Origin of the sequence: Bradyrhizobium sp. SBR1B, from assembly GCF_014198205.1 — a bacterium.
GTDB lineage: Bacteria > Pseudomonadota > Alphaproteobacteria > Rhizobiales > Xanthobacteraceae > Bradyrhizobium.
Window position 1 is genome coordinate 345,826 of sequence record NZ_JACIHC010000005.1, and the last position, 12,080, is coordinate 357,905.

Below are 12,080 nucleotides of genomic sequence, written 5' to 3' on the forward strand. Positions count from 1 at the left end.
ATGGTCCTCCGGACCATGCTCGTCGCCTTCCCTCCTGATTCCTTTTCCCGATTTTTCGAGAGAGCAACATGATGCGCACTTTTCGAGGCGGCCTGCTGATCGGGCTCGCGGTCGCCGTGCTGGTCGCCGTTCTGGCCATCATCTATGAATTCTACGACACCCGTACGCTGAAGCGCACCGTGCGCCGCGGCGAGGTGCTGTGCGGCGTCAACAAGGGCCTGCCGGGCTTCTCGTACTCCGAGGACAACAAGAACTGGACCGGCTTCGACGTCGATTTCTGCCGCGCCGTGGCCGCGGCGATCTTCAACGACCCGGGCAAGGCGAAGTTCATCCCGCTCGATGCCGGCGAGCGCTTCAAGGAATTGCAGAGCCGGAAGGTGGACATCCTCTCGCGCAACTCGACCTGGAGCATGGCGCGCGAGCTCGACTACGACCTCTATTTCCCCGCGGTTGCCTATTACGACGGCGCGGGCTTCATGCTGCCGCGTTCGCGCAACAAGGAGACCTCGCTGGACCTGACCGGCAGCAAGGTCTGCGTCCAGGCCGGCACCACGACGGCACTCAACGTCACCGATTACTTCCGTGCCAACAACATGAAGTATGACGAGGTGAAGTTCGACAAGCTCGACGAGGTCGTGAAGGCCTACGACACCGGCAAGTGCGACACCCTCTCCGCCGACGTTTCCCAGCTCTACGCGCTGCGGATCAACCTGGCGAAGCCCGGCGACCACATGATCCTGCCGGACATGATCTCCAAGGAGCCGCTCGCCCCCGTGGTGCGCCAGCGCGACGACGACTGGATGATGATCGTGAAGTGGACGCTCTATGCGATGATCAACGCCGAAGAGCTCGGCGTCACCTCGGAGAACATCGACGAGGCCCTGAAGTCGAAGAAGCCGGAAGTGATGCGCCTCGTCGGCACCGAAGGCAATTACGGCGAGCAGCTCGGCCTCACCAAGGACTGGGCCGTCCGCATCATCCGCCACGTCGGCAATTACGGCGAGATGTACGAGCGCAACATCGGCGAGAAGTCGAAGCTGAAGATCCCGCGCGGCATGAACCAGCTGTGGAACGCGGGTGGCGTGCAGTACGCGCCGCCGATGAGGTAAGGAAGAGGCAGCTCTCTCCGCTGTCGTCCCGGCGAACGCCGGGACCCGTACCGCGCTGATCTATCGATAAGCACAGGTAACAGTACCGCGGAAAGACTCTTTAAACTCCGAGCCTTCGTCAAAGTACTTCCTGGGGTTATGGGTCCCGGCGTTCGCCGGGACGACAGCGAGGGGTGAGGCGCGCGCTCGCGTCTCACGTCTATCGCCTCAATACCCCCGCGCCCGCGCCAGCTGCTCGGTGTGGTAATTGGCGTCGCCGAACAATTCCTCGCACACCCGCGCGCGCTTCATGAAGAAGCCGATGTCGAACTGGTCGGTCATGCCCATGCCGCCATGCATCTGCACGCCTTCCTGCACTGCGCGGGTGGCGGTGGTGCCGGCGCGCGCCTTTGCCACGGCGACGGCTGAGGCGGCCTTCGCGACATCGCCGTCCAGCGCCTGCAGTGCCTTCATGGTGGCGGCGCGGGTGATCTCGATGTCGACATAGAGCTCGGCGGCGCGATGCTGCAGCGCCTGGAATTCGCCGATCAGCTTGCCGAACTGCTTTCTGTTTTTGAGGTACTCGACAGTGCGGTTGAAGACTTCTTCGCTGAGGCCGACCATTTCGGCGGCGACCGCGCCACGGCCGATGTCGAGCACGCCGTCGAGCAGCGCGGCGCCCTGATCGATCTCGCCGAGCACGCTGTCGGCATTGACCTCCACATTGGTGAGCTCGATCCGCGCCGCGTTGTGCGAATCGACCATGATCGTGCGCTCGATCGCGACGCCCTTGGCCTTGGGGTTGACCAGGAACAGCGTCAGGCCGTCGCGCTCGCCGGCGGAACCGGCAGTGCGCGCTGCCATGATAAGCAAATCAGCAACATGGCCATCGACGACCAGCGCCTTGGCGCCGGAGAGCTTGAAGCCGTTGCCGGCGCGCACGGCCTGCAGACTGGTCTGCAGCGGGCGATGCTTGGGGCCTTCGTCGATCGCCAGTGTCGCAAGCAGCGAGCCGCTCGCGATCTTCGGCAGATATTCCGACTTCTGCGCAGCATTGCCGCCGCGGTTCAGCGCCGAGGCCGCGACCACTGAGGTGGCGAGAAACGGCGACGGCATCAAGGTGCGGCCGATCTCCTCCATCACGACACCGGCCTCGACATAGCCGAGCCCGCTGCCGCCGAACTCTTCCGGCACCAAAAGGCCGGCGAAGCCCATTTCGGCGAAGGAATGCCAAAACTCCTTGGAGAAGCCGGTGGGGTCTTTGCTGTCGCGCAAATGGCGCAGGTGCGACACCGGCGCCTTGTCGCTGATCAGCCCGCGCGCGCTATCGCGGAGCATTGATTGTTCTTCGGTGAGGACGAGGGCCATGGTGTGTTTCCGATTCGAAATCTATTTGGTTCGTCATTCCGGGATGACCCGAAGGGCCAGGCCCGGAATCCATAACCACGATCGAGAGTATGGATTCCGGGCTCGCGCCGCGCGCGCCCGGAATGACGGGTGGTGAGAACTTGCGCCCTACGCCCCCGGCAAATCCAGGATGCGCTTGGCGACGATGCCGAGCATCACCTCGGTGGTGCCGCCCTCGATCGAGTTGGCCTTGGTGCGCAGCCAGGCGCGCGGGCGGGCGCCCTGCTTGGACCGCTCGCTCTCCCATTCCAGTGCATCGACGCCGCCGGCCGACATCAGGATCTCGTAGCGGCGCTTGTTGAGCTCGGTGCCGTAATATTTCATCGCGGAGGAGAACGCCGGATGCGCCTGTCCCGCCTTGGCGAGATCGACCGCGCGCTCGGCGCAGGCCGCAAGCGCGGCTTCATCGACGTCGAAGCTGGCGATCTTGCCGCGCAGCATGGAATCATCGAGCCGCCCCTGCGCATCGGTACCTACGGAATCGGCCGCGATCTGGCCGAGCGGACGGCCGACGCCGCGCTCGCCCATGCCGGAGATCATCGCGCGCTCGTGCTGCAGCAGATATTTCGCGACGTCCCAGCCGCGGTTGACGGTGCCGACCACATGCGATTTCGGCACGCGGACGCCATCGAAGAAGGTCTCGCAGAACGGCGAATAGCCGGAGATCAAGAGGATCGGCTTGGTCGTCACGCCCTTCGAGGTCATGTCGAACAGGATGAAGCTGATGCCGTCATGTTTCTTCGCGGCGGGATCGGTGCGGACGAGGCAGAAGATCCAATCGGCGTAATTGGCGTAGGAGGTCCAGATCTTCGATCCCGTGATGACGAAATCGTCGCCGTCGCTCTCGGCGCGGGTCTGCAGTGAAGCAAGATCGGAGCCGGCGTTCGGCTCGGAATAGCCCTGACACCAGCGGATCTCGCCGGCGGCGATCTTGGGCAGATGCTCCTTCTTCTGGGCCTCATTGCCGTATTTGAGCAGCGCCGGCCCGAGCATCCAGATGCCGAAGCTCGACAGCGGCGGGCGCGCGCCGATCCGCGCCATCTCGGCGCGCAGCACCTTGTGCTCGGCAGCGCTGAGGCCACCACCGCCATATTCCCTAGGCCAATCCGGCACGGTCCAGCCCTTGTCGCGCATGCGCTCGAACCAGATGCGCTGCGGCTCGGACGAGAACTTTGCGTTACGTCCGCCCCAGAACACGTCGGCATCCGACGTTGCGGGCCTGCGCATCTCCGGCGGGCAATTGGCTTCCAGCCAGGCGCGCGTCTCGTTGCGGAATGATTCGAGATCGGCGGTCTCAGATTCGCTGGTTTTGAAGTCAGTCATTGGTCGTTTCCATCAATCAATCGACTTGTTGGGCGCGACTCTGGGCCAAGCTCCCGCGGAATTCAACCACTTCCGCGAGCCCGCATTCCGCTATAGTCGCGACCAAGACGGTGCTTGAAAACAAAGAGGAAACGACGATGCGCCTGAAACTTCTTTCGCCTGGCGAAATGAACGAGAGCCAGCGGCAGACCTACGACGAGTCGATCGCCGGCAAGCGCGGCAAGCCGCCGGCGCCGATGATGGCCTGGCTCAACAGCCCCGACATGGCCCGTCACGCCACGCGGCTCGGCGAGGTGCTGCGTTACGATACCATCTTCCCGGCAAAGCTCTCGGAGATCGCGATCCTGGTGACGGCGCGGCACTGGACCGCGCATTACGAATGGTACGCGCATAAGCGGCTGGCACTGGCGGGCGGCATGAAGCCTGAGATCATCAACGCGATCCGCGATCGCCGCACGCCCGAGTTCGACGATCCCAAGGGCAAAATGATCTACGACGTGGCGAAATCGTTGCACGAGGGCCACGGCGTCGAGAAGGGTCTGTATGATGAGGCGGTGAAGCTTCTCGGTGAGCGCGGCGTGGTCGAGGTGATCGGACTGTGCGGCTACTACACGCTGGTGTCGATGACGCTGAACACGTTCGAGTTCGAGCTACCCGAGGGTGAGGTGCCGGAACTGGCTTAGTTTCTGCTTCCGATGCGCAATTGCGCATCAGGAAACGCTGGGTTTCGGGATCGGCCGTAGCACAGCCCCGGAGCCCGCCCTATGTGCATGCTTTCAACGGAGCATTCCCATGTCGCAAAGCCCAGCCGTCGCCGCCGGCACCAGGATCGGCCACGTTCACCTCAAGGTCGCCGATCTCGATCGCGCGCTCGGCTTCTATTGCGGCGTGCTCGGCTTCGAGCTGATGCAGCGGATGGGCTCGGGCGCCGCCTTCATCTCGGCCGGCGGCTATCATCACCACATCGGGCTCAACACCTGGGAAAGCAAGGGCGGCTCGCCGCCGCCGCCGGGTACCACCGGGCTCTATCACACCGCGATCCTCTATCCGACGCGCGCAGCTCTCGCCGATGCGCTGCACCGCGTGCGCTCGGCCGGCATTGCGCTGGATGGCGCCAGCGACCACGGCGTCAGCGAGGCGCTGTATTTGCGCGATCCCGACGAGAATGGCGTCGAGCTGTACTGGGACAAGCCGAGGGAACAATGGCCGTTCGAGCCGGATGGCAAGCTCGCGATGTTCACCAAACGGCTGGATGTGGAGGGACTGCTGAGGGACCGGCAAGGATAGTCTCGTAGGGTGGGCAAAGCGAAGCGTGCCCACGAAACCCTGCTGACTCATCGAAAAATCGTGGGCACGGCGCTTTGCGCCTTTGCCCACCCTACGGGAGCTTCGTCCGCGGCGTCCCGCGCACCATGATCAGTGCGGCGGCCGCCACTTCCAGCGCGATGCAGAGATAGAACGGCAACGCGTATCCGCCGGACCAATCGCGCAAGGCCCCGACGACACCGGGGCCGAAAGCATACGTCACCTGGTTGATCGCGGTGTTGAGGCTGATCAGAACGCCGAACGAGGCCGAATCGAACTCCCGCTGCACGATCAGCGACGGCAGCGTGATGAGGTTGCCGACGGAGAAGCCGAACACCGCACAAGCCGCGATCAGCACGTAGTCGTTGTGCAGGTTGATGACGACCAGAAGCGCCGCGGCCTGGCTGAGGAACGACAGCGCGGAGGCCAGCCGCTGGTTGAGACGATCGATCACCAGCGAGAACAGCACGCGGCCGATCACCGCCATCGCAGTCAGCACCGCGACGGCGACCGCCGCGCGCTCGCGGCCGATCACGGGATCGAGGAACGAGATCAGATGCACGATGAAGCCGACTTGGGCGAACAGTACCAGCGCAAACGCAATCGTCACCGTGAGGAAGCCGACGTCGCGCAGCGCCCATGCGCGAATCTGCGTCGATGATTGCGGCTTCGCCTTCGCCGCCGCGTGCCAGCCATGGTGATCGGGCGGCCGGCCGACGAGAACAAGGATTACCGGCAGCAGCAGCACCAGCATGGCGCCGGCGGCAGCGTACATCGCGCTGGCGAAGCCGACATGGCCGATCAACGTCACCAGCAGCGGCACGCCGACGATGCCGCCGAAGCTGGCGCCATTGAGCGCCAGGCTGATCGCCATGCCGCGCTTGTGGTCGAACCACAGGCTGATCGTGTTGGTGATCATGGCGAGACTGGTGCCGGCCCAGCCGAAGGCGAGCACGGCGTTGGCGAGATAAAGCTGCCAGGGCTCGCGCACCGCGCCGATCGCGACCGCGGCTGCCGCCATCGCCAGCGTGCCGGCGATCAGGCAGAGGCGCGGGCCGTATCTCCTCACGGCTTCGCCGACGAACACGACGAGCAGCGCGCCGAACAGATAGAAGAACGTTGTGCCTGACGAGATCAGCGTGGTCGGCCAGCCCCGCGCGCGCTGCAGCTCGGCGACATAGACGCTCTGGCCGTAGAAGCCGAGCCCCCAGCCGAAGGTCGCGAGCAGGAAGCAGACCGCGACGATGCGCCAGCCTTCGTAGCGAAGGGAGGATTCGTCCAGCGCTGGGGTCTGAGGATTGTCGAGCATCGCCGCTTACTCCGTCATGCCCGGGCATCCACGTTGTTCGATCCGAGCACCTAAGACGTGGATGGCCGGGACAAGCCCGGCCACGACGACATCTAAATGGCCCTTACCTTAAAATCACTTCGACCTGGATCGAAGTATCAAGGTTGCTGACAGCCTCCTGCCAGTCAGATCGCATCCGGGAACTCGCCCATCGCCGCCTCCAGCCGCGCCTTGCGGCGGCGGGCCCAGGAGACCAGCGAGAGCACGGCAAGGCCCAGCACCACCGGCGGGAACACCACCAGGTTCACCGCCGACCAGCCGTAGCTGGCGAGCAATTGCCCGGAGGAGAACGAGCCGATCGCCATCATGCCGAACACCAGGAAATCGTTGAAGGCCTGCACCTTGTTGCGCTCCTGCGGGCGGTGCGTCTCCAGCACCAGGGCGGAGGCGCCGATGAAGGAGAAATTCCAGCCGACGCCGAGCACGATCAGCGTGGCCCAGAAATGCATCGCGGTGAGACCGGAGAGGCCGATGCCGGCAGCGCCGGCTTCCAGCAGCAGGCCGGCGGCCACGACTTTCGGTGCGCCGAAGCGGGCGATCAGCGTGCCCGTGAAGAAGCTCGGCCCGTACATCGCGACGATGTGCCATTGAATGCCGAAATTGGAATCGGACACGGACAGGCCGCACATCTTCATGGCGAGCGGCGCCGAGGTCATGACGAGGTTCATCATGGGATAGGAGATGATGCCGCACAGCGCCGCGGCGATGAAGCGCGGCTGGCTCACGATGGTGAGCAGCGGCCGGCCACCATGCAGATCGGCCGGTGCGGGCTTGGGCATATCGACGCCGGCGACGATGCCCATCGCGATCAGCGCCACGGCGGCCTGCACCAGGAAGCTGAAGGCGAACAGATAAGGCTGCCAGACGTCCATGGTCCATTGCACGAGCTGCGGACCGAGCACACCGGCGAACACGCCGCCCGCCATCACCCAGGACACAGCTTTCGGCCGGTAGGCCGCGCTGGCGCCGTCAGCGGCCGCGAAGCGATAGGATTGCGCCACGGAGCCGTAGAGGCCGCCGAGGAAGGTCGCGATGCAGAACAGCGCGAACGAGCCGTGCAGGATCGCGAACGAGCCGAGCACGCCGGTGAGCGTGCCGAGAGCGGTGCCGATGACGAAGGCCGCGCGGCGGCCGAAGCGGTGCGAGATCGCGCCGGTCGGCAGCGTTCCGGCGGCGAGTCCGACCACATACATCGAGATCGGCACCGTCGCGAACGACATGTCGGGCGCGAGCGTGGAGCCGACGATCGCGCCGGTAGCGAAGATCACCGCCGAATTGGCACCGGTCAGCGCCTGGGCTGCAGCCAGGCGCACCACATTGGCGCGCACGCGGGCGTCGTCGGCGATTGCATGGGCAGAAGTCACGTCAAGCATCGGCTTTTTCTGCCCGAACGGGCTCAAGGGCTTGTTGATTCCCGGCACTATGGAGGGACGCGAGTGGCCGGACAACCGGCGCAAACGGGCGCTGGCCATGCCTCTGACGCAATCGGTGCGATCATAGCGGGCCGCGCACTTGACGGCTTGCGCTCGATCAAATCCTATCCGCCGCTATTTTTCGGAGTTTCGTTCATGACCGTCGACGACAGGCCCACGCTCAGCGCTCCCGACGACGATCCCTGGCTCTGGCTTGAGGAGATCGAGGGCACGCAAGCGCTCGATTTCGTCGAGCGGCAGAATGAGCTGACGCTCGCGGCGTTCGGCGGCAAAGCCTTCGGGCATGACCGCGACATCCTCGCAGCGATCTATGATCGCCCCGACAACATTCCCTATGTCAGCCGGCGCGGCAGCGACCTGCACAATCTCTGGAAGGACGCTGCCAACCCGCGCGGCCTGTGGCGGCGGACCACGCTGACGGAGTTTCGCAAGAGCAATCCTGCGTGGGAGACCATGCTGGATATTGACCAGCTCGCAGCGCGCGAAGGCGAGGATTGGCTGCTGAGCGGGATCGCCACGACGCCGGGAAGCTCGCGCGCCATTTTGAGCCTGTCGCGCGGTGGCAGCGACGCCGTGACCTTGCGGGAATTCGACCTCGTTGCGAAGAGCTTCGTGGCGGACGGCTTTATACTGCCGGAAGCCAAGGGCGGCGCGGACTGGCTCGATGCCGATACGCTGCTGCTGTCGAGTGCCCATGGCGAGGGTATGGTGACCGACTCCGGATACTCGCGGACAGTTCGCCTGTGGCGGCGCGGCCAGCCGGTCGATCAGGCCGAGATGATCGCCGAGACCACCGCCGATCACATGATGATCTATGGCGGCGCCGACGACACCGGACCTGAGCCGCGGGTCTGGATCGTCGAGCAGATCGACTTCTTCAATCACGCGGTCTGGCTGCGCGATGCCGCCGGTCGCATGACCAAGCTCGATCTGCCGACCGGCATCTGGCTGCAGGCCCATGGCGACTGGTTCGCGATGAAGCTGCGCAAGGACTGGACGGCCGGCGGGCGGACCTACGCCACCGACACCGTGCTCGGCATCTCACTGTCGGCGTTCCTGAACGGCAGCCGCGATTTTGCGGTGCTGTTCGAGCCGGCGCCGCGGCGCGCTTTGCAAGGCCTGTTCTGGGCGGCGGGCAAGCTCGTGCTGTCGATCCTCGACGAGCTGCGTCCGCGCTTTGAGATCTGCACGCCATCCGCCACCGGCTGGAGCCGCGAGACGCTTGCCGGCCTGCCGCAAATCGGCGTCGTCGACGTCTGGCCGCTCGATCGTCATCCCAGCGAGAGCAACGGCGATCTGCTCGCCAATGTGCAGGATCCACTCACCCCGCCGTCACTGCTGTTGATCGAGCGCGACGTCGCCAGCCCGATCGTCCTGAAGCAGGCGCCGAAGACGTTCACCGCCGACGGGCTCGTGGTGACGCAGCACGAGGCGGTCTCTGTTGACGGCGAGCGCATTCCCTATGTCCAGACCGGGCCGGCAGGCGAGACCGGCGACGCGCCGGTCTATATGAGCGCCTATGGCGGCTTCGCCCATTCGGTGAAGCCGTACTACAATTCCTCGCTCGGCAAGCTGTGGCTGGAGCGCGGCGGCACCATTGTGCAGGCGAACTTGCGCGGCGGCGGCGAGTTCGGCACGCGCTGGCACGACGCCGGCCGCCTCGCCGGCAAGAAACTCTCGCACGACGATTTCGCCGCGGTTGCGGCCGATCTCGTCCGCCGCTGCGTGACGCAGCCGAAGCGCATTGCGGCACAGGGCGGCTCGAACGGCGGCATCCTCATCACCAACATGCTGGTGCGCTACCCCGAGCACTTCGGCGCGCTGTTCTGCACCATCCCGCTGATCGACATGCGCCGCTACACGAAACTGCTCGCGGGCGCGAGCTGGATCGCGGAATACGGCGACCCCGACAAGTCCGAGGAATGGGAGTGGCTGAAGACCTACTCGGCCTATCACAACGTGAAAACCGGCCAGACCTATCCGCCGATCCTGATCGCCACCACAAGGCGCGATGACCGCGTTCATCCCGGCCACGCCCGCAAGATGACGGCCAAGCTGCAGGCCATGGGCTATGAGGCCTGGTTCTACGAGCCGGAAGCCGGCGGCCACGGCTACGGCAAGGACAACAGGGAACGCGCCGGCTTCGAGGTGCTCGGCTTCCGGTTCTTGAAGGAGAAGATCGGGTGGAGGGAAGAAGGGTGATGGGACTCGTTTGGTCGGTGCAGACCAAGGCCGGCTCTTACCTCTCCCGCTTGCGGGAGAGGTCGACGCGCTCGAAGAGCGTGGCGGGTGAGGGTTTTCTCCTCTGGGGGATGTCCCGTTGCGGAGACACCCTCTCCCCAACCCTCCCCCGCAGGCGGGGGAGGGAGCACACCTTCCGAGTCGCTTACCGCTCGAACACCAGCGTCAGATTGTTCGCGGGCATGTCGATCGTATCGACGAGGCGAAGGCCCGCGCCGCGCGCGAGGAGCTCGACATCGCTGATGTCGCGCACGCCCCATTCGGGATTGCCTTCACGCAAGGAGGTGTCGAACACCGCATTGCTGAGCGCGGTGTGCTTGCCGTCGCGCTTGAACGGGCCATAGAGAAACAGCTTGCCGCCGTCGGGGCGCAAGTAGCGGCCGGCGCCGGCGAACAGGCCCTCGGCCACGGCCCAGGGCGCGATGTGAATGACATTGGCGCAGAACACCGCCGCAAGGCTCGTCGGCGCCTGTCCGCTTTTCATCTCCTCGCACCAGTCGGGATCGGTGAGATCGATCCGCAGGGGGCTGCGGATGTTCGCGAGGCCTGTATGGACGCGCCAGGCCTCGATGCTCTTGAGGTGGCGCTGGTTGAGGTCGCTCGGCCACCAGATCAGGCCGGGCGTGTGGCGGGCGAAATAGACCACGTGCTGGCCGGTTCCGCTGCCGAGCTCGACCACGTTGCCGGTCAGGCCGGTGAGGTGCTTTTCCAGCGCCGCCCAGATCGGCACATGGTTGCGATGGAACGCCGGTGCATCGAGCCGTCCATCGGGCTCGACCCGTCCGCCATCCCTGCCAAATTCGACGACATATTCAGCCAAGTCAGTCCCCAATGAATGCGAAACAGAAAAGACGGCCCGTAAGGGCCAAACGCCCTAGAATAATTTGCTAGCGCCAACCAGTTAGGATGAACAAACCATCTCATCGGTTGCAATGCGCGGGATATTAACTCCATTTTGCCGCGTGCATAGTCTTGATTGTCAGGCGATGCCCTTTGTGCTTTGGAACGCTTACATTTCCGCAAACGAGATCATCGACATAACGCCTGGGACGATGCCTTGACCGCCTTTCCTTGCAAGCTTGCCGTCCTGGTGGCGCTGGTGCTCTCCACCGGCGCGGCTGTGGCTCCGGCGCGGGCACAATCCGCTGTCGCCGACGGCCAGAAGCTCGCCTTCGATCGCGGCAAGGGCAATTGCCTGACCTGCCACGTCATCAAAGGCGGCGACCTGCCGGGAACAATCGGGCCGGAACTGAAGGACCTCAAGGCCAAATACCCTGATCGCAACGAGCTCACCGCGATCATCTTCGACGAGACCAAGCGCAATCCGCAGACCATGATGCCGCCGTTCGGCCGGAACCGGATTTTGACCGAACAGGAGATCAGCGCGATCGTTGATTTCCTGCAGACGCTGTAACGGCCGGCTGCCAGGAGATTTGAGATGACCACGACCACCGGCCCGCTTGCGACAAGGCGCCTGATCCTTCAGGGCGCTGCCTCTGTCGCCCTGCTCGGCCTTGGCAATCTGCCGTTCGGGGCCACGCCCGCGCGCGCCGCGGCCAACGACAAATATCCGGAAGAGGCCTTCAGGCAGAAGAACGAGGCCGACGCGATCAAGGCGCTCTATGGCAAAACCGCCGAGCCCTCCGACAAGGTCAAGCTGGATGCGCCCGAGATCGCCGAGAACGGCGGCGTCGTGCCGGTCTCGGTGACGACGACGCTCGACAAGGTGAGTTCGATCTCGTTCCTCGTGACCGAGAACCCGTACGCGCTCGCAGCGTCCTACAAGGTCGCCGACGGCACCGTTCCGGGCGTCGCCAACCGGCTGAAAATGGCCAAGACCACCAAACTGGTCGCCATCGTCGAGGCTGACGGCAAGCTCTACAGCGCGACCAAGGAAGTGAAGGTCACCGTCGGCGGCTGCGGCGGCTAGGAGGA

11 protein-coding genes are annotated in these 12,080 nt (G+C 64.7%); 6 read left to right on the top strand and 5 right to left on the bottom strand.

What is annotated here, in order from left to right:
* Nucleotides 1–71 precede the first annotated feature (71 nt).
* Entirely contained in the window at nucleotides 72–1,109 is a 1,038-nt protein-coding gene (locus GGD61_RS16360; RefSeq protein WP_092251959.1) for an amino acid ABC transporter substrate-binding protein, read from the top strand.
* Nucleotides 1,110–1,316: 207 nt separating this feature from the next.
* Here the strand turns inward: GGD61_RS16360 and GGD61_RS16365 are convergent, their stop codons facing one another.
* Both GGD61_RS16365 and GGD61_RS16370 read right to left on the bottom strand, forming a co-directional pair.
* Nucleotides 1,317–2,456, bottom strand: a complete 1,140-nt coding sequence (locus GGD61_RS16365) for an acyl-CoA dehydrogenase family protein (RefSeq protein WP_183230910.1) — start codon at nucleotides 2,454–2,456, stop codon at nucleotides 1,317–1,319.
* A gap of 147 nt (nucleotides 2,457–2,603) precedes the next feature.
* Complete coding sequence (locus tag GGD61_RS16370; RefSeq protein WP_092251649.1) at nucleotides 2,604–3,818, bottom strand: acyl-CoA dehydrogenase family protein; 1,215 nt, start codon at nucleotides 3,816–3,818, stop codon at nucleotides 2,604–2,606.
* Nucleotides 3,819–3,955: 137 nt separating this feature from the next.
* Between GGD61_RS16370 and GGD61_RS16375 the strand changes: the two genes are divergently transcribed.
* Together GGD61_RS16375 and GGD61_RS16380 are read left to right on the top strand one after the other, a co-directional pair.
* Nucleotides 3,956–4,501 carry a carboxymuconolactone decarboxylase family protein gene (locus GGD61_RS16375; RefSeq protein WP_092251958.1) on the top strand — a complete coding sequence of 182 codons (546 nt, stop codon included), beginning with the start codon at nucleotides 3,956–3,958 and terminating at the stop codon, nucleotides 4,499–4,501.
* Nucleotides 4,502–4,610: 109 nt separating this feature from the next.
* Nucleotides 4,611–5,105, top strand: a complete 495-nt coding sequence (locus GGD61_RS16380) for a VOC family protein (protein WP_092251648.1) — start codon at nucleotides 4,611–4,613, stop codon at nucleotides 5,103–5,105.
* A gap of 91 nt (nucleotides 5,106–5,196) precedes the next feature.
* Here the strand turns inward: GGD61_RS16380 and GGD61_RS16385 are convergent, their stop codons facing one another.
* Nucleotides 5,197–6,432 (bottom strand): MFS transporter, encoded by a 1,236-nt coding sequence (locus tag GGD61_RS16385; protein ID WP_183230911.1) that lies wholly within the window; start codon nucleotides 6,430–6,432, stop codon nucleotides 5,197–5,199.
* Nucleotides 6,433–6,596: 164 nt separating this feature from the next.
* Nucleotides 6,597–7,844, bottom strand: coding sequence for an MFS transporter (locus GGD61_RS16390; RefSeq protein ID WP_183230912.1), 1,248 nt, complete (start codon nucleotides 7,842–7,844; stop codon nucleotides 6,597–6,599).
* A gap of 195 nt (nucleotides 7,845–8,039) precedes the next feature.
* Here GGD61_RS16390 and GGD61_RS16395 point away from each other — a divergent pair, with 195 nt between their 5' ends.
* Complete coding sequence (locus GGD61_RS16395) at nucleotides 8,040–10,106, top strand: prolyl oligopeptidase family protein (RefSeq protein WP_183230913.1); 2,067 nt, start codon at nucleotides 8,040–8,042, stop codon at nucleotides 10,104–10,106.
* A gap of 184 nt (nucleotides 10,107–10,290) precedes the next feature.
* On the opposite strand, the gene GGD61_RS16400 is transcribed toward GGD61_RS16395, so the two are convergent.
* Nucleotides 10,291–10,965, bottom strand: a complete 675-nt coding sequence (locus tag GGD61_RS16400; protein ID WP_183230914.1) for a DUF938 domain-containing protein — start codon at nucleotides 10,963–10,965, stop codon at nucleotides 10,291–10,293.
* Between the two features lie 267 nt (nucleotides 10,966–11,232).
* Between GGD61_RS16400 and soxX the strand changes: the two genes are divergently transcribed.
* Both soxX and soxY read left to right on the top strand, forming a co-directional pair.
* Entirely contained in the window at nucleotides 11,233–11,559 is a 327-nt protein-coding gene (gene soxX, locus GGD61_RS16405; protein WP_177236886.1) for a sulfur oxidation c-type cytochrome SoxX, read from the top strand.
* Between the two features lie 24 nt (nucleotides 11,560–11,583).
* Complete coding sequence (gene soxY / locus GGD61_RS16410; RefSeq protein ID WP_183230915.1) at nucleotides 11,584–12,075, top strand: thiosulfate oxidation carrier protein SoxY; 492 nt, start codon at nucleotides 11,584–11,586, stop codon at nucleotides 12,073–12,075.
* The last annotated feature ends 5 nt before the right edge of the window (nucleotides 12,076–12,080 follow it).

Excerpts from the sequence above, each read along its gene's own strand:
- GGD61_RS16385 (WP_183230911.1), bottom strand. The coding sequence starts at position 6,432 with ATGCTCGACAATCCTCAGACCCCAGCGCTGGACGAATCCTCCCTTCGC.
- GGD61_RS16395 (WP_183230913.1), top strand. The coding sequence starts at position 8,040 with ATGACCGTCGACGACAGGCCCACGCTCAGCGCTCCCGACGACGATCCC.
- GGD61_RS16360 (WP_092251959.1), top strand. The coding sequence starts at position 72 with ATGCGCACTTTTCGAGGCGGCCTGCTGATCGGGCTCGCGGTCGCCGTG.
- GGD61_RS16380 (WP_092251648.1), top strand. The coding sequence starts at position 4,611 with ATGTCGCAAAGCCCAGCCGTCGCCGCCGGCACCAGGATCGGCCACGTT.
- GGD61_RS16370 (WP_092251649.1), bottom strand. The coding sequence starts at position 3,818 with ATGACTGACTTCAAAACCAGCGAATCTGAGACCGCCGATCTCGAATCA.
- GGD61_RS16390 (WP_183230912.1), bottom strand. The coding sequence starts at position 7,844 with ATGCTTGACGTGACTTCTGCCCATGCAATCGCCGACGACGCCCGCGTG.
- soxY (WP_183230915.1), top strand. The coding sequence starts at position 11,584 with ATGACCACGACCACCGGCCCGCTTGCGACAAGGCGCCTGATCCTTCAG.
- GGD61_RS16375 (WP_092251958.1), top strand. The coding sequence starts at position 3,956 with ATGCGCCTGAAACTTCTTTCGCCTGGCGAAATGAACGAGAGCCAGCGG.
- GGD61_RS16365 (WP_183230910.1), bottom strand. The coding sequence starts at position 2,456 with ATGGCCCTCGTCCTCACCGAAGAACAATCAATGCTCCGCGATAGCGCG.